Origin of the sequence: uncultured Sphingomonas sp., from assembly GCF_964244235.1 — a bacterium.
Taxonomy (GTDB): domain Bacteria; phylum Pseudomonadota; class Alphaproteobacteria; order Sphingomonadales; family Sphingomonadaceae; genus Sphingomonas.
In genome coordinates this window covers 55,248-78,068 of the sequence record NZ_CAXTII010000002.1, presented here as the reverse complement: position 1 = coordinate 78,068, position 22,821 = coordinate 55,248, and the positions used below count along the sequence as shown (strand labels likewise).

The 22,821-nt window shown below is 68.0% G+C and carries 28 protein-coding genes; 6 read left to right on the top strand and 22 right to left on the bottom strand.

Annotated elements, in window-relative coordinates; all coding sequences use genetic code 11:
- Positions 1–111: 111 nt before the first annotated feature.
- The 14 genes from fliQ to ACFE7D_RS00855 all read right to left on the bottom strand — a co-directional run bounded on the left by fliQ (position 112) and on the right by ACFE7D_RS00855 (position 12,684).
- Entirely contained in the window at positions 112–381 is a 270-nt protein-coding gene (gene fliQ, locus ACFE7D_RS00920; protein WP_174286035.1) for a flagellar biosynthesis protein FliQ, read from the bottom strand.
- A 144-nt stretch (positions 382–525) separates the two neighbouring features.
- Entirely contained in the window at positions 526–1,401 is an 876-nt protein-coding gene (gene fliP, locus ACFE7D_RS00915) for a flagellar type III secretion system pore protein FliP (RefSeq protein ID WP_375393550.1), read from the bottom strand.
- On the bottom strand, positions 1,398–1,652 hold the full coding sequence (locus tag ACFE7D_RS00910; RefSeq protein WP_375393549.1) for a flagellar biosynthetic protein FliO: 255 nt from the start codon (positions 1,650–1,652) through the stop codon (positions 1,398–1,400). Before ACFE7D_RS00910 ends, fliP begins: the two co-directional genes overlap by 4 nt.
- Before the next feature lie 4 nt (positions 1,653–1,656).
- The gene (gene fliN / locus ACFE7D_RS00905) at positions 1,657–1,947 is read right to left on the bottom strand and encodes a flagellar motor switch protein FliN (protein ID WP_375393548.1); all 291 of its coding nucleotides are present in this window, start codon (positions 1,945–1,947) and stop codon (positions 1,657–1,659) included.
- Positions 1,944–2,909, bottom strand: coding sequence for a flagellar motor switch protein FliM (locus ACFE7D_RS00900; protein ID WP_375393547.1), 966 nt, complete (start codon positions 2,907–2,909; stop codon positions 1,944–1,946). The genes fliN and ACFE7D_RS00900 overlap by 4 nt, the downstream gene beginning before the upstream one ends.
- A gap of 3 nt (positions 2,910–2,912) precedes the next feature.
- The gene (locus ACFE7D_RS00895) at positions 2,913–3,512 is read right to left on the bottom strand and encodes a flagellar basal body-associated FliL family protein (protein WP_375393546.1); all 600 of its coding nucleotides are present in this window, start codon (positions 3,510–3,512) and stop codon (positions 2,913–2,915) included.
- Positions 3,513–3,522: 10 nt separating this feature from the next.
- Entirely contained in the window at positions 3,523–5,817 is a 2,295-nt protein-coding gene (locus ACFE7D_RS00890) for a flagellar hook-length control protein FliK (protein WP_375393545.1), read from the bottom strand.
- A 36-nt stretch (positions 5,818–5,853) separates the two neighbouring features.
- Positions 5,854–6,291, bottom strand: coding sequence for a hypothetical protein (locus ACFE7D_RS00885; protein ID WP_375393544.1), 438 nt, complete (start codon positions 6,289–6,291; stop codon positions 5,854–5,856).
- Position 6,292: 1 nt separating this feature from the next.
- The gene (locus tag ACFE7D_RS00880; protein WP_375393543.1) at positions 6,293–7,633 is read right to left on the bottom strand and encodes a FliI/YscN family ATPase; all 1,341 of its coding nucleotides are present in this window, start codon (positions 7,631–7,633) and stop codon (positions 6,293–6,295) included.
- Positions 7,627–8,355 (bottom strand): FliH/SctL family protein, encoded by a 729-nt coding sequence (locus ACFE7D_RS00875; RefSeq protein ID WP_375393542.1) that lies wholly within the window; start codon positions 8,353–8,355, stop codon positions 7,627–7,629. Before ACFE7D_RS00875 ends, ACFE7D_RS00880 begins: the two co-directional genes overlap by 7 nt.
- The gene (fliG, locus tag ACFE7D_RS00870; protein WP_375393541.1) at positions 8,355–9,380 is read right to left on the bottom strand and encodes a flagellar motor switch protein FliG; all 1,026 of its coding nucleotides are present in this window, start codon (positions 9,378–9,380) and stop codon (positions 8,355–8,357) included. The genes ACFE7D_RS00875 and fliG overlap by 1 nt, the downstream gene beginning before the upstream one ends.
- Positions 9,377–11,026, bottom strand: coding sequence for a flagellar basal-body MS-ring/collar protein FliF (gene fliF, locus ACFE7D_RS00865; protein WP_375393540.1), 1,650 nt, complete (start codon positions 11,024–11,026; stop codon positions 9,377–9,379). Before fliF ends, fliG begins: the two co-directional genes overlap by 4 nt.
- Before the next feature lie 6 nt (positions 11,027–11,032).
- A complete protein-coding gene (fliE, locus tag ACFE7D_RS00860) occupies positions 11,033–11,422 on the bottom strand; it encodes a flagellar hook-basal body complex protein FliE (RefSeq protein ID WP_375393539.1) in 390 nt (129 codons plus the stop codon).
- A complete protein-coding gene (locus ACFE7D_RS00855) occupies positions 11,419–12,684 on the bottom strand; it encodes a sigma-54 interaction domain-containing protein (protein ID WP_375393538.1) in 1,266 nt (421 codons plus the stop codon). Before ACFE7D_RS00855 ends, fliE begins: the two co-directional genes overlap by 4 nt.
- A 261-nt stretch (positions 12,685–12,945) precedes the next feature.
- On the opposite strand from ACFE7D_RS00855, the gene ACFE7D_RS00850 reads away from it, so the two are divergent.
- From ACFE7D_RS00850 to ACFE7D_RS00840, 3 genes are all read left to right on the top strand, one after another.
- Positions 12,946–13,782 (top strand): flagellin, encoded by an 837-nt coding sequence (locus tag ACFE7D_RS00850; protein ID WP_375393537.1) that lies wholly within the window; start codon positions 12,946–12,948, stop codon positions 13,780–13,782.
- 169 nt (positions 13,783–13,951) lie between these two features.
- Positions 13,952–14,164 carry a type II toxin-antitoxin system HicA family toxin gene (locus ACFE7D_RS00845; RefSeq protein WP_375393536.1) on the top strand — a complete coding sequence of 71 codons (213 nt, stop codon included), beginning with the start codon at positions 13,952–13,954 and terminating at the stop codon, positions 14,162–14,164.
- 44 nt (positions 14,165–14,208) lie between these two features.
- Positions 14,209–14,595: a type II toxin-antitoxin system HicB family antitoxin gene (locus ACFE7D_RS00840; RefSeq protein ID WP_375393535.1), complete on the top strand. Its 387-nt coding sequence runs from the start codon at positions 14,209–14,211 to the stop codon at positions 14,593–14,595.
- A gap of 265 nt (positions 14,596–14,860) precedes the next feature.
- On the opposite strand, the gene ACFE7D_RS00835 is transcribed toward ACFE7D_RS00840, so the two are convergent.
- The 8 genes from ACFE7D_RS00835 to ACFE7D_RS00800 form a co-directional block, all read right to left on the bottom strand.
- On the bottom strand, positions 14,861–15,637 hold the full coding sequence (locus tag ACFE7D_RS00835; protein WP_375393534.1) for a sigma-70 family RNA polymerase sigma factor: 777 nt from the start codon (positions 15,635–15,637) through the stop codon (positions 14,861–14,863).
- The gene (gene flhA / locus ACFE7D_RS00830; RefSeq protein ID WP_375393533.1) at positions 15,634–17,724 is read right to left on the bottom strand and encodes a flagellar biosynthesis protein FlhA; all 2,091 of its coding nucleotides are present in this window, start codon (positions 17,722–17,724) and stop codon (positions 15,634–15,636) included. Before flhA ends, ACFE7D_RS00835 begins: the two co-directional genes overlap by 4 nt.
- A gap of 4 nt (positions 17,725–17,728) precedes the next feature.
- Complete coding sequence (locus ACFE7D_RS00825) at positions 17,729–18,604, bottom strand: lytic transglycosylase domain-containing protein (protein WP_375393532.1); 876 nt, start codon at positions 18,602–18,604, stop codon at positions 17,729–17,731.
- A 96-nt stretch (positions 18,605–18,700) separates the two neighbouring features.
- Positions 18,701–19,015, bottom strand: coding sequence for a flagellar protein FlgN (locus ACFE7D_RS00820; protein ID WP_375393531.1), 315 nt, complete (start codon positions 19,013–19,015; stop codon positions 18,701–18,703).
- Entirely contained in the window at positions 19,002–19,277 is a 276-nt protein-coding gene (gene flgM / locus ACFE7D_RS00815) for a flagellar biosynthesis anti-sigma factor FlgM (protein WP_375393530.1), read from the bottom strand. The genes ACFE7D_RS00820 and flgM overlap by 14 nt, the downstream gene beginning before the upstream one ends.
- Positions 19,278–19,375: 98 nt before the next feature.
- On the bottom strand, positions 19,376–19,897 hold the full coding sequence (locus tag ACFE7D_RS00810; RefSeq protein WP_375393529.1) for a flagella basal body P-ring formation protein FlgA: 522 nt from the start codon (positions 19,895–19,897) through the stop codon (positions 19,376–19,378).
- Positions 19,898–19,920: 23 nt separating this feature from the next.
- Positions 19,921–20,448 (bottom strand): flagellar motor protein MotB, encoded by a 528-nt coding sequence (locus ACFE7D_RS00805; RefSeq protein ID WP_375393528.1) that lies wholly within the window; start codon positions 20,446–20,448, stop codon positions 19,921–19,923.
- Positions 20,445–21,092 carry a MotA/TolQ/ExbB proton channel family protein gene (locus ACFE7D_RS00800; RefSeq protein ID WP_375393527.1) on the bottom strand — a complete coding sequence of 216 codons (648 nt, stop codon included), beginning with the start codon at positions 21,090–21,092 and terminating at the stop codon, positions 20,445–20,447. The genes ACFE7D_RS00805 and ACFE7D_RS00800 overlap by 4 nt, the downstream gene beginning before the upstream one ends.
- A 238-nt stretch (positions 21,093–21,330) precedes the next feature.
- Here ACFE7D_RS00800 and flgB point away from each other — a divergent pair, with 238 nt between their 5' ends.
- From flgB to ACFE7D_RS00785, 3 genes are read left to right on the top strand one after another with little or no spacing between them, the layout of a single operon-like run.
- Complete coding sequence (gene flgB / locus ACFE7D_RS00795; RefSeq protein ID WP_375393526.1) at positions 21,331–21,690, top strand: flagellar basal body rod protein FlgB; 360 nt, start codon at positions 21,331–21,333, stop codon at positions 21,688–21,690.
- A 4-nt stretch (positions 21,691–21,694) separates the two neighbouring features.
- The gene (flgC, locus tag ACFE7D_RS00790) at positions 21,695–22,102 is read left to right on the top strand and encodes a flagellar basal body rod protein FlgC (RefSeq protein WP_375393525.1); all 408 of its coding nucleotides are present in this window, start codon (positions 21,695–21,697) and stop codon (positions 22,100–22,102) included.
- A 2-nt stretch (positions 22,103–22,104) separates the two neighbouring features.
- Entirely contained in the window at positions 22,105–22,800 is a 696-nt protein-coding gene (locus ACFE7D_RS00785) for a flagellar hook assembly protein FlgD (protein WP_375393524.1), read from the top strand.
- Positions 22,801–22,821: the final 21 nt, after the last annotated feature.

Below are 22,821 nucleotides of genomic sequence, written 5' to 3'. Positions count from 1 at the left end.
GGGTCCATCGTGCAGCAAGCGCAATTCCGAGAACCTCTAGCCGCACGCTCGCCGAGCGATGGACCCCGGCGCAAGGCAGGGGTGACGGGATTGGTTCGCGCGTGACCATCGCTACTTCACCAGATCCGGAATGCGCTCGAAGATGCCGATCGTGAAATCGCTGAGCAGCCCCAGGATCAACCCGCCGAAGATCACGATCGAAACCGCGACCACCACCAGCTTTGGTACGAACGACAAGGTCTGTTCGTTGATCGACGTCGCGGCCTGTACCATGCCCAGGATCAGCCCGGCCAGCAGCGCCGGGATCAGGATCGGCGCGCAGGCGAGCGCCAGCACCCACATCGTCTGGTTGGCGATGGTCAGGAAATAATCGGCGTCCAAGGTCTTATTCCCCGTCGTCACCCCGGCATTGCGCCGGGGTCCATCGCGCCGCGCGAGCGACGCTACATTCTCGAACGGTGCGCGCGCCGCACCATGGATGCCGGATCAAGTCCGGCATGACGGAGGTTGGGGTATGCATGCGCCTCAGCTCGCGAACGAATTGGCGAGGCTGCCCATCGTCAGCGCCCAGCCATCGACGAGCACGAACAGCAGGATCTTGAACGGCATCGATATGATCGTCGGCGACATCATCATCATGCCGAGCGACATCAGAACCGTCGCGACCACGAGATCGATGACGATGAAGGGCAGGAAGATCAGGAACCCGATCTGGAACGCGGTCTTCAGCTCCGACGTGATGAACGCCGGCAGCAGGACCGAAAAGGGGATGTCGTTGGTCGACGCATAGGGCCCAGACTTGGCGAGTCCCGCGAACAGCGTCACGTCGGCCTTGCGCGTCTGCTTCGCCATGAAGGCGTGCAGCGGCGCGCCCGCGGTCGTGATCATCTGCGTGCCGGCGAGCTTGCCCGCGGCATAGGGCTGGATCGCGGTCGTGTTGATCTGGGAAATCGTCGGCGCCATCACGAACAGCGACAGGAACAGCGCGAGCCCGATCAGCACCTGGTTGGGCGGCGTCTGTTGCAGCCCCATCGCCTGGCGCAGCATCGACAGCACGATGATGATCCGCGTGAAGCTGGTCATCATCAGCAGGATGCCGGGCAGGATCGTCAGCAGCCCCATGATGATGAGGACCTGCAGCGACATCGACAGCGGGGCGGATTGCCCGGTGCTGCCGGCCGCGCCGCCGCCGATCTGGCCGAGCGCGCGGTCGACCGCATCGCCGACGCCGGGTGCGGCGGGGGCCGCGGGCGCGGCTTGCGCGAAGGCGGGGACGGCGACGATCAGCGCGAGCAGGAGGGCGAGTGCGATCCACCACCAACGACGGCTGCGCGGGGCGCTGGCACCGGTCGCGCGGAACAGCGCGGGGCCGGTGCCCTTGCGCGTGACGGTGACGGTCACAGGCCCGCCTTGTCGATCAGCGTGACGCCGCTGCGCGCGACCGACACGAGCAGCCGGCGGCCCTCGAAATCGATGACCGCCAGCTTGACGCCGGTCGATACCATCATCGTCTCGCGCACCGTCACCATGCGGTTGGCCGGCTTGCCCGGCATCCGCGTCTCGAACTTGCGCCACAGGACGAGGCAACCGACCATCAGGCCGCAGACGAGCGGCAGCAGGACGACGAGCTTCAGGACATACGACCAGAGCACCGCGTCAGCCGCGCTTTTCGGGGCTGACGAGTTCGGTCATGCGCACGCCGAAACGCTCGCCGACGGTCACGACCTCGCCGCGACCGATCAGCGTGCCGTTGACGAACACGTCGAGCAGCTCGTTGGCCTGCCGGTCCAGTTCGATCACGCTCGATTCGCCGAGCGCGAGCAGTTCGCGCAGCGTCAGCGAGGTCGATCCGATCTCAACGGTCAGCTTGACATCGACGTCCTGCAGCAGCCGGAAATTGGCTGCGAGCGAAGCGTCGATCGGAAACCCGCCGGTCATGTCGTTCATGAATGCATTCCTTCGTCGATGCGGGAAAGGGAGGTGAGCTGGATGGCGGCGCGCCCGTTCGACGTGCCGACGGTGCCGCAGCCGAGCCGGTCCTTGCCGACCATGACGGGCACTTCGTTGGCGATATCGATCGGGATGACATCGCCGGCCTTCAGCGCCATCAGCATCGACAGCGAGACGACGGGTTCGGCGAGGACGGAGCGGATCGGGAAGCGCACCGTCATCGCCGCGCGCGTCAGCCCGCTGCGCCACTGCGGATCGGGCGCGGACGTCTTGCCAAGCACCTTTGCGGTCAGCGACGCACCGTGCGGCTTCAGTGCGGCCACCGGATAGACCAGATCGACGAACACCGGCTTCGCATCGCCGATCGCCAGGCCGAACCGCGTGACGATGACGGGGTCGTCGCCGTCGATATCCGCCAGGATCGCGGCGTTCGCCTCGACCCGGCCGGGGGTGAAATTGATCCGTGCGAGCGGTTCCCAGCTGGCGGCGAGCGGCACCGCGATCGATGCGCCCAGCCGCGCGATCAGCGCCTCGGCCGCGGGCGAGAATTCGGTCGGAAGCGTCGGTGCCACCGCACCGGTGCCGCCGAAGAACAGGTCGAGCAGGCCCAGTATGAAGCGCCCGTCGAACATGCAGAATGCCTGACCCGTCGGGCCGAAGCCTGCCGTCGGCGTCATCGCGAGCGGCAACCAGGCGGTCAGCAGGTCGCTGCGTTCCTGCCGGTAATCGGCGAAACGTTCGACCGACAGCGGCTCAGCCCAGCAGCGCACCTCGCGCCGCACCACGGGTTCGAACACGCCGCGCATCGACCGCGCGAGCCGGGCCGACAGATGCTGGAGCGTGTGGAGATCGCCGAACGGGTTCAGCTTCACCGCGCCGAGCACGCCGTCATGCGCCGCGCGCCCGCGGGTGCGTTCGCGGCGTTCGGGCGTATCCTTGGTTGTCGCGGCGTTAACCATGCCTCACTGAACAACGAAATTGGTAAAGTAGACGTTACTGACCCCGCCGAATCCTTCCTTTTGTTTCAGGACGCCGTTGATCGCGTGGACCAGCCGGACCTGAAGCTGGTGCTTGCCGTTGGCGGTGTAGACGTCCTCCTCGGACGTATCGCCGAGCGTCATCAGGATGGCGGAGCGCACCGCGATGTCGTTGGTCTTCAGGTTCTGGATGACGGTGTCGTCGTACGGCGTGGACACCGCTACGCCGACCTGAACGAAATGCGGCGAGTTCTGCAGGTTCGCGGTGAAATCCTTTTCCATCGCGAAATAATTGGACGCATATTTGTCGCCGCCCTCGCCCGACGGCGGGGCGTTGCCCTTGGTGGGTGCCGATCCGCCTTCGCCGGCGCTGCGTTTCTGTTCGTTCTTGGGGACGAGCTTCGGCCCCTCGATCACGGGCTTGGCCTTTTCGCCACCGACGCCGACCATGCCGCTCTTCGCCGCATACAGCCCCGCCCCGACCCCGCTGCCGATCAGGGCCAGCAGGGCGACGCCCATCACCAGCATTTTGCCGAGCTTGCCCTTCTTTTTGACAGGGGCTTCGACGTCGGGTTTGTCGTTCATGGGTTCGTCCTCATGCTATGCGGGTGTCGTCGTCGGCGATCATCGTCGTGACGGAAGGGGAAGAGGGTCGCGGCGCGGTCGGTTGACGCGCAGCGGCCTGGTGCTGTTGCTGGCCCGCGCCGCTGCCGCCGCCATCGACCGTGCTGCCGCCGAGCCGAAGCCCGCGCTGTTCGGCGATCGCCGCGAGCCGCGGCTGCGCTTCGGTCAGGATCGCACGAGTCGCGGCCTGGTCCGCGGTGAAACGGACGTGCAGCGTGTCGCCGTCCTTGCGCACCGACATCTCGATCGGCCCGAGCGCATCCGGGACGACGCGGATCCTGCTGCTGGTCGCGTCCGCGGCGTCGCGCAGCGTCTCGATCCGGTCGATCATCGCCTGCGGCCACTGGCCGCGGCGCAGGTCGAGCGGGGCCTGCTGCACGTCTCCGGCCGCCGCGAGCGCCAGCGTCGGCTCCGTACGTGCGGCGGCAGCCGTCGACGGCGTGGCCGTCGCGCCGGTGGCGGGATCGAGCCGCGGATCCTTGGCCAGCCCGGCGCGCATCGCGGCACCGAACGCCTGGATCGCGGACGTCGTCGTGGCGACGGTACCGGCGGGGGGCGGCGTGGGCGGCGACAGCGCGATGACGGGCGCGCTGCGGGTGTCGATCTGGATCGTACCGGCGACCGGTGCGGTTGCGACCGGCGCGGTTATGACGGGCACGAACCGCGGCGCGTCGATAGCAGTCCCGGCGATAGACGCTGGTGCGGCAAAGGCAATGACGGGCGCGGCGGCGGGCGGCACGGTCGGAACAGAAACCGGCTGGATCGGAGCCGGTGCGGCGGCGGCGGCGATTGCGGCTGTGTCCGGTGCCGCGACGGGGGCGGGCACCGTGCCCGCGGCCATCGGCGACGTGGTGGCCGGCACGATCGACGGATCGACCGGCGTGGCGATCGTCGCAGGATCAAGCGCGTCCGCAGCATCGCGCGGCTGCGCGACGATCGGCGAGGACGATATCATTGTCGGCGATACGACGGGCATCGCCGCTAATGCGGCCGGTGCCGCTGCGGGGGCGGGTCCGATGCTCGTCAATATTGGCGGCGCGTTGGTCGGCACGGTCGACGGACCGGCCGGCGCGGCAATCGTCGCAGGCGCAGGCGTATCCGCCGTTTCGACGCGCGGCTGCGCGTCGATCGGCGGGGGGGATACTTCCGACGGCAATATAGTGCGCATAGCCGTCGCTGTGACGGGCACCGCTACGAGTGCGGGTGCGGTGCCGGCGAATATCGGCGGCGTGGCCGGTACGATCGACGGACCGACCGGCGAGGCGATCGTTGCGGCATCAGGTGTGCTCGCCGCCGCGCCGACTCGCGGTTGCGTGAAGATCTGCGTGGGCGATACCGCGGCCGATGACGTGATCCTCATCACGGCGACCGGTGTCGCGACGGAGGCGGGTACGACACCGGCGAATATCGGCGGCGTGGTGGGCGGTACGGTCGACGGACCGACCGGCGACGCGCCCGTTGCGGCATCCGGTGTGCTCGCCGTCGCGCCGGCCCGCGGTCGCGTGATGACCTGCGATACCGTCGTCAGCGATACGGCGGCCATCGCTACCCCCCCGACCAGTGCCGTTGCGGGCGCCGGCGCTATGGTGGGGGGTATCGGCGGCACGGCCGCCGCTACGATCGGCGGATCGACCGGCGATGTGATCGTTGCCGGATCGGGTGCGTTCGCTGCTTTGGCTCGCGACGGCGCGGCGGGCTGTGGATGCGCTACCGCGGCCGTTGCCGTCGCCGGCACGCCGTCATCGGTCGGGGGGACGGGTATCGCCTGGCCCGACGAGGAAGAGGCGAACATCGCCGGCGCATCCTTGCGCGACACGGCTACAGGCACCGGGGCGATCGGTCTGGAACCGGGCGTTTGCGATGCGGCCGTGGGTGCGTTCGCGACAGCGGGCAATGCCGCGATTGGCGCGGACACCAGCGGCGGCGGCACGCCTCGATCGGGTGCGACCGCGGTTGCCCCGGTATCGCTCGACACAGGTGCAGGCCCCGGGGCCGTAACCGGCGACGGCGTCGCCGCGAAAGGCCCCGGATCGGGCGCGACGGGTGATCCCACCGGCAAGCCATTGCCGTCCGCGGCGGCATCCTGCCGATCGTCGGCATCGTCCTTCGTCTTCGCTCCAGCGGGCGGCGGCGGATCGGTATCGTCGCCGGCGACGGGCGCCCCCGCGATCTGCGCCAGCGATGATGCGAAGATACCCGTCGATGCCGTCGTACGCGCGGCAGGGGACGCGGTCGGGCCGGCAATGGCGGTGATCGAGAGAATCATGCGCGGCGGCTCGAGGCGATGGTCATCGCAGGCCGATCAGCAAGGATCGTGCCGTTTTCCCGCGCTTGCCGGTGCGCCCGGCGGTGTCTCTTCCAGCGCGCGCATCTCCGCGCGGACCGTAACCGCATCGGCGCGAACGATCAGCTTTTCGATCGCGTTCTGGTCGCGGCGTGCGGTGCGGGTCGCCTCGGCGGCGCGCGCGCGGAAATCCTCGGCGTTGCGCATGCGCGCAGCGGCGGTCAGCGCGGATTGATGGAGCTTGTCGCGGTAATGCGCCGCCGCGCCAAGCGACACGCCGACCGCGCTCGCCGCGATCGGCGCGACGGCGGCGGCCAGTTCGGCGATCCGGGCGTGAAGCTGCGCTTCGCTCGCCGCATGATCGCGCGCGCGCGCTTCGTCCGCATGCGCCAGGTGAAGCTGGATCGTGCGGACCCGGTGGAGGCGGGCGAGCGTCTTGTCGCGGGTACCGGCCATCTCAGCCGCCGAACACGCCGACCAGCTCGACGATCGCTTCGCCAAGCGGCACGACCGCGTCCGCATCCTGGCGGATATAATCCATCACGGTCGAATGGCAGGCGATCGCTGCGTCGATCGCCGGGTCCGCGCCGTGGCGATACGCGCCCATCAGGACGAGATCGCGGTTTTCCTCGTACGTCGCCAGATGACGGCGAAGCGCGCGTGCCGCCTTGACGTGCGCGGCGTCCGCGATGTCGGTCATCACCCGGCTGACCGACGGGCCGATGTCGATCGCCGGATAGACGCCGCGTTCCGCGAGCGCTCGCGCGAGGACGATGTGCCCGTCGAGGATCGACCGTGCCGCATCGACCACCGGGTCGTTTCCGTCGTCGCCGTCCGCCAGCACGGTGTAGATCGCGGTGATCGACCCGGCCGAATGGACGTCGACCCCCGCACGCTCGATCAGATTGGGCAGCATCGCGATCGCGGACGGCGGATAGCCGCGCGCCGACGCCGGTTCGCCGAGCGCCAGCCCGATCTCGCGTCCCGCATGCGCGACCCGAGTGAGCGAATCCATGATGAGGAGGACCTGCTTGCCCTCCGCGCGAAAGGCTTCGGCGATGGCGGTGGCGCGCAGTGCGCCGCGGATACGGAGTACCGGCGAATGGTTGGCCGGCACCGCGACGACGACGCTTCGCGCGCGCGCATCGCCCGCGACCTTGGTCTCCAGGAAATCCGCGACTTCGCGGCTACGCTCGCCGATCAGGCCGATGACGACGACATCGGCCTGGGCGGCGCGGACGATCATCCCGAGCAATACCGATTTGCCGACGCCGGATCCCGCCATGATCCCGACGCGCTGGCCCTGGCCGATCGTCAGCAGCCCGTTGATCGCGCGCACGCCGACATCCATCGCCTTCAGGACCCGCCCGCGGTCGAGCGGGGATTGCAGCTTGCCGGCGATCGGCCAGCGGCCGGCACCGCGGATCGGCCCGAGCCCGTCGATCGGTTTTCCAGCACCGTCGACGACGCGGCCGAGCAGGGCTGCACCGACTTCGGCTTCGCCGGGGGGGCCGATCGGACGCACCGGCGCGCGCGGCAACAGCGCGGCGGGGCCGCCGAGGTTCATCAGCAGCGTACGGCCGCTGCGGAAGCCGATGACCTCCGCCTCGACCTGGCCCCCGGTTCCATCGGCGCCGTCCGCGCCGACGCGGCAGATCGTGCCGACGGGCAAGGTCAGGCCGACCGCCTCCATCAGCAATCCGTCGAACGAGGCGAGCCGTCCCGACACCATCGGTGCCGGGACGAGCGGGGCCTGGCCAAGCGTTTCCAGATATTCGGTCGCGAACCGGTTCAGCATGGCGTCCCGGGGATTGGGACCCGGTCGATCGCGCGCGTCAGCTGGTCGAGCCAGTGCGCCGGGCCGTCCTCGACGATGGTGGATGCGGTTTCGAGAACGAACCCGCCGCGCGCGACGCTCGCATCGCCCACCGCGAAGACCGTTTTCGGCAAATGCCCGGCCAGCATGGCGACGTCGTCGGGATGGACCCGGAGCATCGCCGCCTCCGCGGCATCGGCGAGCAGGTCGACCGCGCCCTCGATCCGCGCGGCCAGCTTTTCGGATGAGATGCCGACCTCGCCGACCAGTGTCTCGACCAGGATGAGCACGGTGCGACGCAATTGTTCGGCGATCCGTTCGCGATCGACATGATCGCCCGTGCCGAGCGCCACGGACAGCCCGGCGATCAGGTCGGCATCGCGGCTGTCGTCGGTGCGCGCGGCCGCGAGCCCCGCGGCATAACCGGCGGTGCGTGCGGTCTCGATCGGATCGATATCGCTCTTGATATCGAGCGGATTCCAGCCGGCGGTCGGGTTGCTGCCGGGATCGGCGGGGCAGAAATGCTTCGGTGCCGGCGCGCCCATGGCTTGCGGCGAGAAGGATACCGGTCCGCTGGACGCGGCGCGCGCGCGCGGATCGAACGCGGCGAAGCCCTCGGGCGGCGCGAACGCACGTGCGAGCAACTGCGCCGCGTTGTCATGGCGTGCGGCGAACCCGGCGACGAAGTCAGACATGGGGGACATCAGACATAATCGTCGTCGCCGGCACCCATCATGATCGTGCCGTCCTTGGCCAGCGTGCGTGCGACCTGGATGATCGCTTTCTGCGCCTCCAGCACCTCGGCCAGCTTCATCGGCCCGCGCGCTTCCATCTCGTCGCGGATGCCGTCCGCGGCGCGCGCGGACATGCAGCCGAGGAAGCGTTCGCGGATCGCGGGGTCGACACCCTTCAGCGCGCGGGTCAGGATATCGCCGTCGATGTTGCGGATCAAAGTACCCAGGTTCTTGTCGTCCATCTCCAGCAGATTGTCGAAGACGAACATCGCCTCCTCGATCTGCTTGGCGATGTCGCGGTCGATCTTGAACAGTTTCGGCATCACGCGCTGCTCGGTCGCCTTGCGCGCGCCGGACAATAGCCGCGCGGCCTCGCGCGTGCCGCCGAGCGTGACGCCGGCCGCACCGGACGACGAACCGCTGCGGTTCGCGAGCATCGTCTTCAGCGTATCGACCGCCTCGGGCGTGATCGGTCCAAGCCGGGCGACGCGGTGAAGGATGTCGGGCTGCACCGCATCGGGCAGCAGTTCGAGCACCTGGCTGCCGACCACGGGATCGAGGTTCGCGATCAGCACGGCGGCGATCTGCGGGTGTTCCTTCTCGATCATCGCCGCGATCTCGCTGGCGTCGAGCCAGTCGAGCAATTCGATCTCGCACGCCGCCTCGGGCGGGGTGATCCGCGCCAGCACGCTTTCCGCCTTTTCGGGGCCGAGCGCGCGGTTCATCACCGCCTCGATCTTGGGGCGCGGGTCGAAGCCGATGGCGGTGCGTTCGCGGGCATGGCCGACGAAATCGTCGAGGACGTTCTCGACCTCCTGTTCGCTGACGTCTGCCACCGCGAACATCGCCTTGCCGAGCTGACGCACCTCTTCGGGATCCAGTTTCTGCAGGATGGCGGCGGCTTCCTCCTCACCGACGAGCATCATCAGCACCGCGGCGCGCTCGACGCCGGTATAGCTGCGGGCGGGGATGCCAGAGAGATGGGGCGCGCTCACGACTTGATCATGTCCCGGACGGCCAGCGCGGCGCGCGTCGGATTGTCGCGCGTGAAGCCGCGCACCGCGCCGATCCGCTCGTCATAGCCGCGGCTGCCCTCGAGCTGGTCGAGGCTGACCGGCCCGCTGGCGATGCTGCCCTCGGGCGAACCCATCGGCGCGCCGAGCGCGATGCGCGGCGTATCCTCGCGCTTCTTCATCAGCGCCTTCGACAGCGGGCGGACGCCGAGGATGAGGACCAGCAGCGCGATGAGGATCGCGGTCCCGTCGCGCGCGATGATCGGCAGCCAGGCATTGTCGTACCAGGCGGGCTTGCTCGTGGCGCCGGCGTCGGCATCGGCGAATTTCTTGCTGATGACGGTCACCTGGTCCTGGCGCTGCGCATCGAAGCCGACCGCGCTCTTCACCAGATCGGTGATCTGTCCGATCTCCATCGTCGTACGCCTGCCCTTTTCGGGATCGCGCAGCAGGACCGCGACCGACAGCCGCTTGACGCTGCCGGGGGCGGCGCGGGTAACGGACACTTCCTTCCCCAGGTCATAGGCGCGCTGGAAGGCGTCGGTCTGTTTCTGCGCGTCGGGGGCGGGGCCGCCGGCGGTCGGGGCGGACGTCGGCGTCCCGGGATTGCCGGTCGCGGCCTGCGGCGTCGTCAGCTGGCTCGCGGGCGGCGGCGTGTTCGACAGCGCGCCGGGAATGCCGCCGGGCGCGGTCGCGGCACCGTCCTTCTGGTTGCCGACCCAATTGCCGGTTTCGGCGCGGAGAACGCCGGCCTTGTCGTAGCTTTCGCGTGTCGCCTGCGTCTCGTCGAGATTGACGTCCGCCTGCACTTCGGTGGTGAAATTGCCCGCGCCGAGCAGCGGCGTCAGCAGCTGGATCAGCTGGGTGCGATATTTGTCCTCGACCCGGCGCTGGAAATCGATCCGCTGGCCGTTGCCGCCGTCCCCGGCACCGCCCGATTTGGTCAGCAGCGCGCCGAGCTGATCGACGATCGTCACGTCGTCGGGCTTCATTCCCGGCACCGACGAGGCGACGAGATTGACGATCGACGACACCTGCGAATCGCCGAGCGATCGGCCCCCCTGAAGTTTCAGCACGACCGACGCCGAAGGATTGGCATTGTCGCGAACGAACACGCTGGCTTCCGGCATCGCGAGATGGACCCGCGCCTGCGCTACCGCATCGATATCCTCGATCGACTTCGCCAGTTCGGTCTCGCGCGCCTGGCGAAGGCGTTCGCCCTCGACCGCCCGGGACACGCCCATCGGCAACTGGTCGAGGATCGCATAGCCGCCGGGCGCGGCCTTGGGCAGGCCCTGGCCGGCGAGCAGCATCCGCGCCCTGGAGAAATCCTCCTCGCCTACGGTCAGCGCACCGGTGCCGTCGTCGACATGGCTCCTGATCCCCCCTTGCGTCAGCGCGGCGGTCACCGCGGCCTTGTCGCTGTCGGGAAGCCCGGTGAACAGCGTCTTCTGGGTCGGCGTCGACAGCGTCATCCACGCGAGCGCGGCGGCGGCGATCAGGCCGATCATCAGCGCCATCGGCAGCGACCGGCGCACCGCCGGTTGCGCCAGCACGCCCTTCATCTGGAGAAGCGGGTTCGCGAACCGTTCGGGGCTCGGATTGACGGGGGTGAGGGCATTGGACATCTGTCGTTACACCGGCATGCTCATGATGTCCTTGTAGGCGGACAGCAATTTGTTGCGGACTTGCAGCGTGGCTTCGAAACCGACCGACGCCTGCTGGCGGGCGAGCATCACCTTGGCGATGTCGACGGTATCGCCGCGCTCGTAGCTGTCGGACAGCTGCGACGCCTGGTTCTGGCCGTCGTTGACGCTTTTCAGCGCCCGATCCATCGTCGCGGCGAAGCTGGCGGGTGTGGTCGCCGACGTCGCCGGGGCGGCGAAGCCGGTCGCGGCACCGGCACCGGCATTGGCGCGGGACAGCGCGTCGTTCTTGTCGAGGATCTGCTGGCGGAGCTGCATGATGCGGTCGATCCCCATCGACGCGCCGCCGCCGATGCCCCCTATGCCGCCGATCGTCATGCGGTCGCCGCCCAGCCGGTGGCCGCGCCGATATCCTCACCCTGCTCGCGCGCCTCGGCCAGGCGGTAGCGAAGCGTGCGTTCGGAAATGCCCAGCCGCCGCGCGGTCTCGATCCGGCTGCCGCCGCATGCACGAAGCGTGTCGCGAATCGCGGCGAATTCGCTCGACTGCACGATATTGCCGAGCGTCGCCAACTGATCGTCCGCGCGCTCGAACACCGGCGCCGCCGGGCGGTCGAACACGATATGGCTCGCATGGATGGTATCGCCCGCCGCGAACAGCAGCGCGCGCTGGATGACGTTTTCCAGTTCGCGGACATTGCCCGGCCAGTCATGGCCGACCAGCATCTCGACCGCTTCGGCGTCGGGCCAGGGGACGACCTGGCGGTTGCCGGCATGGCGCAGGATCATCGTGGCGGCGAGCGCGGGAATGTCCTGGCGACGCTGCGACAGGGGTTTGGTCATCAGCGGGAACACGGACAGCCGGTAATAGAGATCGGCACGGAACCGGCCCGCGGCGACTTCGCCCTGCAAGTCACGGTTCGCACATGCGATGACGCGGACGTCGATCGATTGCGGCACCGATGCGCCGATCGGCACGACCTCGCGTTCCTGGAGCGCGCGCAGCAGCTTGGCCTGGAGCTGGATCGGCATCTCCGCGATCTCGTCCAGCAGCAAAGTGCCGCCGTTCGCGGCGCGGAAGAAACCCTCGCCGCCCGACGACGCGCCGGTGAACGCGCCCTTCTGGTGGCCGAACAGCAGCGCCTCGAGCATCGATTCGGGCAGCGCCGCGCAATTGATCGCGACGAACGGGCCGTCCTTGCGCGGGGAATTATTGTGGATCGCGCGCGCCAGCACCTCCTTGCCGGTGCCGGTCGGACCGTTGATCAGCACGGTGATCTCGGCTTGCGCGACGCGTTCGGCCAGCGCGAACAGCGCCAGGCTTTCGGGGTCGGCGGCGGTCGGCGTCCCGGGCCCGGCGAGCAGCGCGCGGGCGAAACCGTTGCCGATCGCTGCGTCGGCGGGGCCGAATGCGATCCGCGCGGGGCTGCCGTCGCGCGACGGCAGGACGGTGCGGTGATCCTCCGCGATCACGACGGTGCGCGCCGGCGCGGCGATCGCCTCGCCTTCCGCGACCAGGAAGATGTCGCCCGCCGCCGGCGCCGCGTCGGCGGTACCGATACCGAACCCCTGCGCGCGGAGCGACGACACCAGCGCATATTTGCGGGCGGTGACCGCAGCAGACGGAAAGATCGAGCGCATGAAAACCCCCTAGGACGAACGGCGAATGCGGCATTGGTGGTAAATGGCGCGTTAAAGCTTTGCCGGCCGGCAGAATATTCTCAGTGCGCGCACTCGCACGCACGCACGGGGCGCGTTCGCGCGCGCTAGGTCGGTGCTGGGGCACGGCAAAGGGCGCGGATTTTTGGCTTAAGCCTGCCGACGGCCGGCCGTTCTCACTCTTGGCGGCTCGGCCTTCCGCTCTCGGGGGGCGGCGGGGAACGCCGAAGATGGAGATCAACCATGACTGTTATCGCAACCAACACCAACGCGCTGCGCGCATCGACCGCGTCGATGAACGCCAACAACCTGCTCTCGGCATCGATCGAGCGCCTGTCGACCGGCAAGCGCATCAACTCGGCCAAGGACGACGCCGCCGGCCTCGCGATCTCGACCTCGATGCAGGCGCAGATCAACGGGATGAACCAGGGCATCCGCAACGCCAACGACGGCATCTCGATGGCGCAGACCGCGGAAGGCGCACTCGACGAAGTCACCAACAACCTGCAGCGCATGCGCGAACTGACGGTGCAGTCGAAGAACGGCACCTATTCGGCAAGCGACCTGTCGAATATCAACGTGGAGATGACCGCAATCAAAACGCAGATCACCAGCGAGCTGGCGAACACGACGTTCAACGGCAAGTCGCTGTTCGGCGCGGGCGCGGCGGCGGTCACGATCCAGGCGGGCGCGAATGCGTCCGACTCGGTCAGCATGGGCTTCGCGCAGCTCAACACCGGCACCGATGCAATCAAGACGGCGCTGGCGGTCGACGTGACGGCTGCCGACACGGGCACGGCCGGTACGACCGATTATCTGACGAAGTTCGACAACGCGCTGGCCCAGGTATCGACGGTGCGCGCCGGTCTCGGTGCCAGCCAGAACCAGCTGCAGTCGGCGGTGAACAACCTGACGTCGGACTCGACCAACCTGTCGGCCGCGTCGAGCCGGATCACCGACACCGACTTCTCGGCCGAATCGACCGCGCTGGCGAAGGCGCAGATCCTGACCCAGGCATCGACGGCGATGCTGGCCCAGGCGAACCAGAGCCAGCAGAGTGTCCTGAAGCTGCTCCAGTAATCGCTTAGCAGCGCTGGCACCGCCCCCCCAAGGGTGTCGGCGCCGAGCGATCCCGGTCCGTTCGCGGGCCGGGCAGAAACCCCGGCGACTTCGGTCGCCGGGGTTTCTGGCGTTTCGGAGGCTTGGCGGGGCGGAGAATACGCACATCGGCTTGCTACACGCTATCGTTGTGTATAAGTTGTGTAGGGGGTCGGTGCGAAGTGGGGAGGTCATCAAGCGGATCGCCAAGGCGGGCTGGGTGGAGGTCCGCCAGAACGGTTCGCACAAGCATTTTCGTCACCAGACCTTGCCGGGGACGGTAACCGTGCGGCACCCGAAATCCGAAATCGCGATCGGAACGCTCCGGAGCATCGAACGACAAAGCGGCGTTCGGCTTCGATAGAACGATCGTACCGCCGACACTCTTCCTTCGAAGGACCCTGCGTCATGGCCACCGTTCACTATCCTGCGATTATCGAACGCGCCGGAAGCAGTTTCAGCGTCTTCTTTCCGGATCTCCCCGGCTGCACCTCGGCGGGCGTTGATCTGCAACAGGCGGCGCTAGGCGCAGAGGAGGCCCTTAGCGGCCATTTGGCCGTGATGGCCGATTATGGCGATCCCATCCCCGATCCGACCTCGTTCGATGCGATCGAACGCGATACCGAAGTAGATGAGGTCGCCCGCATCCTGGTTCGTGGCGAACGTCCCGGCCGGGCGGTCAGGGTACAGGTTTCCATCGACGAGGGATTGCTGGCACGCATCGATCGGATCGCCGCCAATCGGTCGAGGTTTTTGGCCGACGCCGCTCGCGCGAAGCTCGCGACGATGAACTGAACGCCAAACTGGTCACGACCATACGCGTGGCCGGATTTGAAATTCAGACGCAGACGACACCTCTTCCTCCAGCCATCGCAATGTTGGATTTTTCGTGCGACCCCCGCCGCCATGCGGAAGATCTCGGTCCCGGTGCGCGCGCTTGCTTGCTGTCAATGCAATCGCTCGTGCGGAGGTGATTTCGGCGCGGACGTGGCGTCCACTTCGTCCACTTCCGAATGCGTTTTCTGCAATCGCCGGCAGATCGCAGGCGCCGCCGCGCACGTCAAATCTTCCGGGCGAGCGCCTTTTTCAGCCGGCCATGCGCGGCCGCCTTGATCTGGCAGACGCGCGCCGCGCCGACGCCCAGGACCTGGCCGATCTCCTCGAGGTTCAGTTCCTCGACATAATAAAGCTGCACCACCTGCGCCTCCCGCTCCGGCAGCGCACTGATCGCGGCGATCAGCGCGTCGCGCAGGTCGCTCTCCGCCAGCTGCTCGAACGCGTCGGGGGTATCGTCGGCGAACCAGGGCAGGTCGTCGGCGTACAGCTCGTCGATCGGTTCGAAGCGCAGCGCTTCGGCGGTCGCGTAATCGGCGCGCAGCTTGTCGATGCTGACGCCCAGATGCTCGGCGATCATGGCTTCTCCGGGGGCTTGGCCGCGCTGCGCGGTCAGCGCGGAGACGGCATCGTTATAGACGCGGCGGCGACGCATCGCGCCGCGCGTCGTGGTCGCCTGGCGGCGCAGTTCGTCGATCATCGATCCGCGCAGGCGGGTCGCGAGATATTGGCGGAACGTCACCTGGCCGCGGTCCTCGAACGCGGCGACCGCCTCGACCAGCGCGACAAGCCCGACCTGGACCAGATCCTCGACCTCGACGATCGACGACATCGATCCGTGGACATGCCACGCGATCCGGCGGACCAGCGGCAGATGGTCGCGGACCATGCGGTTCGCATCGCGGATCGATGGTCGCGGACCATAGGTCAGCGGCGCCGGTATGAGCCCGGCTTGCGCCGGTTGGCCGCCCTGGAAAGCGCTTGCCATCGGTTCCGCGCTCATGCCGCCAGCGCCTGCATGCCGCCGACCTGCGCCGGCTGGCCGGGGGCGCCAATGACCGCGACGACCTCGACCGCCTTTTCCTCGGGCACTTCGAAAAAGCTGAGGACGGGGGTGTCGGGCAGGCAGGTGCGCACCAGCTTGCGGATCGCGATGCGGATCGCGGGCTGGACGACCAGCGCGAAGGGTTTGGCCTCGTCGATCAGCGGCTGCGCGGCGCGCTGCAACGCCTCGACGATGCGGCGGCCGAGATCGGGTTCGATGACGTTGCGCCGCGACGCGTCCGACCGGATCGCCTGCCCGAGCAGCCCCTCGAGCTGCCCCTCCAGTGTCATGACCCGCAGCGGTTCGCGCACCCCGCACAGTTTCTGGATGATCAGCGGGCCGAGGTCGGGGCGGATCGCCTCGATGATCTCATCCGCGTCCTGCGTCTTCTGCGCGACGACGGCGATGGCCCCTGCGATCCGGCGGAATTCCTTCAGCGGCACATTCTCCGCCAGCAGCCCGCGCAGCACCTGCGTCAGTGTGGTCAGCGGCAGCGGGGCCGGGCACAGCGAGGCGACGAGTTGACCCGCGCGTTCCTTCAGCCCGTCGAGCAGGCTCTGCACCTCGTCGGGGCCGAGCAGGTCGGCGGAATGCGTGCCGAGCACATGGTTCAGATGCGTCGCGACGACGGTGCCCGGATCGACGACGAGATAGCCCGCGCCGGTCGCGGCATCCGCGTCGCCCGGCGCGATCCACGTCGCCTCCAGCCCGAAGGTCGGATCCTTGGCCTTCTTGCCGGTCAGCGGGCCGAATGCCTGGCCGGTGTCGAGCGCCAGCATCTCGTCGGGTGTCACCTGATCCTCGCCGACGCACACGCCGTTCACCAGGATGCGGTAGGTATAGGGTGCCAGGTTGATGTCGTCGCGGACCCGGCATTGCGGCACGACGAAGCCCAGTTCCTTGCTCAGCTGTCGGCGCACGCCAGTGATCCGGCCCATCAGCGGCGCGCCGCGGCGTTCGTCGACCAAAGGCACCAGGCCGTAGCCGATGTCGAGATTGACCTGCATCGCGTCGGTCACTTCGTCCCAGCCGATCTTGGACTGGTCGATGGGTTCGGGCGTGACGATGGGCACGACGGCCGGGCGGCGCGCAATCTGGCGCAGCTTCCAGGCGGAGAAGCCCGCGATGGCCGCGGCGGTCAGGATGACCATATGCGGCATACCCGGCATCAGCCCGAGCAGCCCCAGGATTACCGCGACCGGCGTCCAGGTCCGCGCCGATCCGAACTGGCTGCCGATCTGGCCCGCCAGATCATGCTTGGAGGTGACGCGGGTCACGATCGCGGCGGCGGCGATCGACAGCATGAGCGACGGCAGCTGCGCCACGAGCGCGTCGCCGATCGCCAGCAGCACGTAATTATGCGCGGCCGCGCCGATCGTCATGCCGTGGCTGACGGGGCCGAGGATCAGGCCGCCGACGATGTTCGCGCCGAGGATCAGCAGTCCCGCGACCGCGTCGCCCTTCACGAACTTGGACGAACCGTCCATCGATCCGTAGAATTCGGCCTCGGTCGCGGTGTCGATCCGGCGCTGCTTGGCTTCGTCGGGGGTGATGAGGCCGGCGTTGAGATCGGCGTCGATCGCCATCTGCTTGCCGGGGAGCGCGTCGAGCGTGAAGCGCGCCGACACTTCGGACACGCGGCCTGCGCCCTTGGTGACCACGATCAGGTTGATGATGACGAGGATCGAGAAGACGAACAGCCCGACGACATAGTCGCCGCCGATCAGGAAGCTGCCGAACGCCTCGATCACATGCCCCGCCGCGCCTTCGCCCTCGTGTCCGTGGACCAGCACGACGCGCGTCGAGGCGACGTTGAGGCCCAGCCGGAACAACGTCGCGAACAGCAGCACGGTCGGGAAGGCGGAGAAATCGAGCGGTTTCTGTGCATTCAGCGCGACCATCAGCACCGCGAGGCTGATCGCGATGTTCGTGACGAAGAACACGTCGAGCATCGCCGCCGGGATCGGCACGACCATCAGAACGACGAGCAGCAGGATCGCGAGCGGCAGCGCGGCGCTTCGCAGATTGGGCAGGATGCGGTTCATGCGATCAACCACCCATCCGCGCGAGCATCAGATACGCCAGCCGCGCGGTGTCGGGGGTCGGGCGGAAGACGCTTGCCGCCGCGCGCCCGGCGTTGCCGGCATTGCCGCCGAGATGGCCCATCGTCGACTGCGCCCAGGCGATGGCGTCGGACGCGCTTTCGCCATTGCCGGTCACGACGGTGGATGTGCCCATCGACAGCGCCTGCGCCATCAATGCCGTCGCGGACGAGGATGCGCCTGCACCGGTCGCAGCAGCCAGCATATTGCCGGCACCCGAGCCCAGCTTGTCGCCGAAATGCTGATAGATGTCGGACAGCGAACGCGTCCCGCCGTTCGCGTTGTAGAAGATGCCAGAATTCGCCGCGGCCGCCGCCGGAAACAGCGATGCCGCACTCGCAGCCGGATTGGCCTGCATCGCGCTCAGGAATTTGGTCGCGCCGCCGAGTCCGAGGAAATGTGCCATGTACAGATCGGTGCCCGTCGCCGCACGGCCAAGCGTGCTCTCCAGCGCGGTCTTGTTGTCCGCGGCATGCTCCGCCGCCATCAGCGACGCGACCTGCGGATCGTTGCGCAGCGCCAGGATCGCGGACCGGGTCGCGCCGTCCGCGACGGTCAGCTTGCCGTTGGCACCCGGCTGGATCGCGTTCGCCGCCCAGCCGAGGCCTGCGTCGCTTCCGTGTTTCTTGACGATCGACAGCCAGCTGGAGTCGATGAATTGGTACAGCCCCGACGCGCTGGAGGTGCCGGCCTTCGCATTGGCGTTCAGTCCGCTTTCCAGCTTCGCCTGGCCGAGCAGGTAATCGAAATCGATCCCCGTACGGCTGCTCGCCTGCGCGATGGCCCATTGGATTCGATTGGTGCTGATCGGATTGACGGTCATCGTTCGCCGGAAATTCCCTGTTCGAGGGTTCCACAGCAATTACCGTGCCAGTCTTTCAATTCGGTGTCCCGGCGGCGGCTTAGGTCGCGGTACTTTCTAGGCGTAGGCCGCGGCGATTCCCGGCCGGTAGTTGCCGGCATGGTCGCCGGTCAGCATTTGCAGGCGGCGGCGGACATTTGCCGCCATCAGGTTGACGTAGATGCGGCAGGTCTCGTTCAACCGGTTGGCCTCTTCGGCCAGCTCGCGCAGTTCGGGGCCGGCGGGGCCCTGACCGAGCGCAGCGACGGTTTCGATCGCGGCCAGTTTCGTCGTCGTCGCGCGTTCCAGCGATGCGACGTCGTTGGTTTTCAACGCAGCGATCTCGGCATGCAGCGCATCGATCACGTCGATCAGGGCGTCACGCCTTGTCATTGGAATTCCATTCCATCCGGAGCGCCAGCAGCCGGTCGGCGATGGTCGCTGGCAGGATGGGAAAGGTGCCGTTGGCGATGGCGTGGCGGATCTCGGCGACTCGGTTCGGATCGACCGGCGCTCCAGCGGCCATCGACTGGGCCAAAGCATTCGCCTCGGTCTGTGCGGTGTCGGATGTGCTCGCCGATGTGGCCGCCGGCGTGGACGGCGTGACCGGATTCGGGACCGCCGTTGCAGCGCGCGGCGCGGCGGCATCCGCCATCGTCACTGTTTTCACGCCAATTGGATCGACCATGTCCGCACCTTCCGGTTGTCGCTGACAGGGGATCAAACGGCCGTTCCGTACCGCGCTTTAGCATTTTATTGAGTCCAGCCCGGCAGGGTGGCGCGACCGCTGGCGACCGCGACCGCCTGGACCGGGTTTCGCGTGTCGTCGATCTTGACCATGAAGCGGCCGCCCGGGGGGGCATCGCCCATCGCAACGCCTTCGCGGCTGATCGAAAAGCCATTGGACTCCGCTTCGATCATCACCGGATCGCCGCGCTTGATGACGGGTTCCGCGCGCACCGCGGGGATCGCCGCGCCGATGGCGACGGGCGGCGGCGTGGCGGGCATCGCGACGGGAACGAAGATCCGCCAGTTGGGCGACGAACACGACACGACGACCGCATCGTGATTGTTCGTCCGCCAGGACATCGCGATCATCGAACAATTCGCCAGCCGCAGCCGTGGATCGACCGGGGTGCGTGCGCCGCCCTCCCTCCCCGTCGCCTGACCGGTAAAGCCGGCGACGGCGCGGTCGAGCGCGATCGTGTCCTGAAACGGCGTGGCCGTCGCGGCGGCGGGAGCAAGCAGTGCGATCGAGGCGATGTGGCGGATCATGGCGTTTCTCATCGGGTTCGGCCTCATCGGGTTTCGCCGGCAAAGGCGAGGGTGGCGACGGCGTCGCGTCGGCCGGTATGCATGGCAGTCGCGATGGCGAGGCGACCGGGCGCGACGACATGCGCCGCGATCAGCGCCGCAGCGACCGTCCGTGCGCGGTCGGCCGCCAGGATGGCGCCGCTGCCGGTCGCGGCATCGATATCGCCGGCGCTGCCGTCGACCGATCCGGTGATGGTCAGCAGGACGCGCGGGTCGCGGGTCGCGCCGCGTGCCCAGTCGATCAACATGGTCGGCGCGTCGGACAGCGTCGCGGTGCCGGGTGCGAAATCGGGGCTGGCGGCGGCGGCGACGGGCATTGGTGGGGGCGCGGGACGCGGTGGTGCCTCCACGGTGTCGAACCCCTGGCGAAACCCGCGGGCGAGCGCATGGCGGTCGATCCGCTGGCTGGCGTTGACCAGCACGAGAAACCCGACGAGCAGCAGTGCCAGGTCCGCCAGCGTGACGAGCCATAACGGCCGGGCCGCGGGGGGCAGGGGGAGTTCATCGGTCATGCGACGCTCGCCAGCGTCACGCCGGTCTGCTCGCGCGCAGCAAGCGCGGCCAGCGGTGCCTCGATCCGGGCGCGTTCGAACGCCTCGGCACGAGCGGCGATCCGCAGGCGATTGGCGATCGGCATCGCGACCAGATTGGCGAGCAGCGCCCCGTACAGCGTCGCCAGCAACGCCACCGCCATCGCGCCGCCGATGGCGGCGGGGTCGGTCATCTTCGCGAACATCCGCGCCAGCCCGGCCAGCGTGCCGACCATGCCCATCGCCGGTGCCGCCTCGGCCGCTCCGGCCCATATATCGGCGGCGGCGGCATGGCGTTCGATCCGCGCGCGGCGCAGATGAACGACAAGCGCGGTTGTCGTCTCCGCATCGGCACCGTCGACGATGCCGGCGATCGCCGCGGCGAGATCGGGATCGGCGATCACCGTCCGATCGAGCGAGAAAATGCCATGACGGCGCGCGATCCGGCCAAGCGCGGCGACCTGGGCGATCATCGGCGTCGCATCGAACCGCTTGCGCCCCAGCGTGGCGAGCGCGGCGACCGCGCGCGCCGTATCGTGCAGCGGGCTACGCAGCAGCACTGCCAATGTCGTACCGCCGAGCACGATCGCCAGCGCGATAGGGTCGAAGAAGGATGCGAGCGTCATACCCGGACTGCGTTGCAAGGGGCGGGCCAGTTCGGGCCGAGACGCTAACTCCTCTTTCCCCCCGGAACAAGTCCGGGTGACGACAGGAAGGATGAAGTCAAAACCGGCAATGCTTGCCGCCGACCGGCAAGGCTTTGCCGTCCCCACCGCTCGATCCGTCGCTATTCGCACCGCCAGCGAAACTGGCACGGCCATTGCTTAGCCATTCGCGTGCACAGTGACGTGCAGGAGATCGCCCATGTCGGGGGACACGCTTTTCGGTATCGACGGTGCAGCGCTCGAGGTGCGGGCGCAGCGTATGGGGTTGCTCGCGTCGAACATCGCGAACGCGTCCACGCCTGGGTTCAAGGCGAAGGACGTCGATTTCCAGACCACGCTGGCCGCGGTACAAAGCCAGCAGGATTCGGGGTCGGGCGACGATGCGTTCCAGCAGTCGGTGAAATACCGCACGCCGACGCAGACGTCGATGGACGGGAACACCGTCGAACTGGGCCAGGAACAGACCGCCTTCGCCGAAAACGCGGTGCAATATCAGACCACGCTGTCCTTCCTGAACAGCCGCATCAGCGAGATCACTCGCGCGTTGAAGGGGGAATAGACCGATGTCTGCACCCCTGACCATTTTCCAGGTCGCCGGCCGCGCGATGTCCGCGCAGTTGGTGCGGATGAACACGACCGCGTCGAACCTCGCCAATGCGGGCGGCGTCGCCGGCTCCGCGGAAGCGGCCTACAAGACGATGAAGCCGGTGTTTCGCACCAGCTTCGACCAGGCGTCCAGCCTCGCGACGGTGGATGTCGAGAAGGTCGTGACCGCGGGCGAGCCACCGGCCAAGCGCTACGACCCGAGCAACCCGCTGGCGGACAAGGACGGCAACGTCTTCGAGGCCGCGGTCGACGAGACGCGCGAGCTCGTCGACATGATGGAGACCGCGCGTTCGTACCAGAACAACGTCGAAGTGATGAACACGGCGAAGTCGCTCATCCTCGACACCCTCAAGATGGGCCGCTGACCATGACGACGAGCACTTTCGACACCACGCTGAACAGTCTTGGCATCACCAATCCAAGCACCGCATCGGCGACCGCCGCGGCGGCCAATGCATCGACGTCGTCGACGCTGAACCAGTCCGACTTCCTGAAGCTGATGACCGCGCAGTTGCAGAACCAGGATCCGTTCAACCCCGTCGACAACACGCAGATGGTCGCGCAGATGGCGCAATTCTCGAGCGTCGCCGGCATCAGCCAGATGAACACCACGCTGTCGTCGATCGCGACGAAGCTTGGTGCGACATCGGCGACCGATGCGATGTCCTATGTCGGCAAGACGGTGCTGACCGCGGGCAATACCGCCTATGCGCGGTCGTCGGGCGGCATCGCGGGGCAGGTGTCGCTCGCCGGCGACGCGACCGACGCGAAGGTCACGATCACCGACCAGACCGGCAGCGTGCTCAAGACGCTGTCGCTCGGCGCGCAGAAGGCAGGCAACGCCAGTTACGATTGGGACGGCACCACCGATGGCGGCACCGCCGCGGGCAACGGGCCCTTCATCGTCAACGTCGCCGCCAGCAACAACGGGACCACGGTCGGCAGCACGTCGCTGGTCTGGGCACCCGTCGAATCCGTCTCGCTTCCCGCCACTGGCAATCCGCTGCTGACCGTGACCGGCGTCGGTCAGGTCAAGCTGTCCGACGTCGTTTCGGTCGGCTGATCCCCCCCTTTTTCCAGGAGT

What these genes read in the sequence shown, in the direction of transcription:
- fliN (WP_375393548.1), bottom strand. Translation starts at nt 1,947, where the DNA reads ATGAACGACATGACCGGCGGGTTTCCGATCGACGCTTCGCTCGCAGCC.
- ACFE7D_RS00900 (WP_375393547.1), bottom strand. Translation starts at nt 2,909, where the DNA reads ATGGTTAACGCCGCGACAACCAAGGATACGCCCGAACGCCGCGAACGC.
- ACFE7D_RS00895 (WP_375393546.1), bottom strand. Translation starts at nt 3,512, where the DNA reads ATGAACGACAAACCCGACGTCGAAGCCCCTGTCAAAAAGAAGGGCAAG.
- ACFE7D_RS00890 (WP_375393545.1), bottom strand. Translation starts at nt 5,817, where the DNA reads ATGATTCTCTCGATCACCGCCATTGCCGGCCCGACCGCGTCCCCTGCC.
- ACFE7D_RS00885 (WP_375393544.1), bottom strand. Translation starts at nt 6,291, where the DNA reads ATGGCCGGTACCCGCGACAAGACGCTCGCCCGCCTCCACCGGGTCCGC.
- ACFE7D_RS00880 (WP_375393543.1), bottom strand. Translation starts at nt 7,633, where the DNA reads ATGCTGAACCGGTTCGCGACCGAATATCTGGAAACGCTTGGCCAGGCC.
- ACFE7D_RS00875 (WP_375393542.1), bottom strand. Translation starts at nt 8,355, where the DNA reads ATGTCCCCCATGTCTGACTTCGTCGCCGGGTTCGCCGCACGCCATGAC.
- fliF (WP_375393540.1), bottom strand. Translation starts at nt 11,026, where the DNA reads ATGTCCAATGCCCTCACCCCCGTCAATCCGAGCCCCGAACGGTTCGCG.
- fliE (WP_375393539.1), bottom strand. Translation starts at nt 11,422, where the DNA reads ATGACGATCGGCGGCATAGGGGGCATCGGCGGCGGCGCGTCGATGGGG.
- ACFE7D_RS00855 (WP_375393538.1), bottom strand. Translation starts at nt 12,684, where the DNA reads ATGCGCTCGATCTTTCCGTCTGCTGCGGTCACCGCCCGCAAATATGCG.
- ACFE7D_RS00850 (WP_375393537.1), top strand. Translation starts at nt 12,946, where the DNA reads ATGACTGTTATCGCAACCAACACCAACGCGCTGCGCGCATCGACCGCG.
- ACFE7D_RS00840 (WP_375393535.1), top strand. Translation starts at nt 14,209, where the DNA reads ATGGCCACCGTTCACTATCCTGCGATTATCGAACGCGCCGGAAGCAGT.
- ACFE7D_RS00835 (WP_375393534.1), bottom strand. Translation starts at nt 15,637, where the DNA reads ATGAGCGCGGAACCGATGGCAAGCGCTTTCCAGGGCGGCCAACCGGCG.
- flhA (WP_375393533.1), bottom strand. Translation starts at nt 17,724, where the DNA reads ATGAACCGCATCCTGCCCAATCTGCGAAGCGCCGCGCTGCCGCTCGCG.
- ACFE7D_RS00825 (WP_375393532.1), bottom strand. Translation starts at nt 18,604, where the DNA reads ATGACCGTCAATCCGATCAGCACCAATCGAATCCAATGGGCCATCGCG.
- ACFE7D_RS00820 (WP_375393531.1), bottom strand. Translation starts at nt 19,015, where the DNA reads ATGACAAGGCGTGACGCCCTGATCGACGTGATCGATGCGCTGCATGCC.
- flgM (WP_375393530.1), bottom strand. Translation starts at nt 19,277, where the DNA reads ATGGCGGATGCCGCCGCGCCGCGCGCTGCAACGGCGGTCCCGAATCCG.
- ACFE7D_RS00810 (WP_375393529.1), bottom strand. Translation starts at nt 19,897, where the DNA reads ATGATCCGCCACATCGCCTCGATCGCACTGCTTGCTCCCGCCGCCGCG.
- ACFE7D_RS00805 (WP_375393528.1), bottom strand. Translation starts at nt 20,448, where the DNA reads ATGACCGATGAACTCCCCCTGCCCCCCGCGGCCCGGCCGTTATGGCTC.
- ACFE7D_RS00800 (WP_375393527.1), bottom strand. Translation starts at nt 21,092, where the DNA reads ATGACGCTCGCATCCTTCTTCGACCCTATCGCGCTGGCGATCGTGCTC.
- flgB (WP_375393526.1), top strand. Translation starts at nt 21,331, where the DNA reads ATGTCGGGGGACACGCTTTTCGGTATCGACGGTGCAGCGCTCGAGGTG.
- flgC (WP_375393525.1), top strand. Translation starts at nt 21,695, where the DNA reads ATGTCTGCACCCCTGACCATTTTCCAGGTCGCCGGCCGCGCGATGTCC.
- ACFE7D_RS00785 (WP_375393524.1), top strand. Translation starts at nt 22,105, where the DNA reads ATGACGACGAGCACTTTCGACACCACGCTGAACAGTCTTGGCATCACC.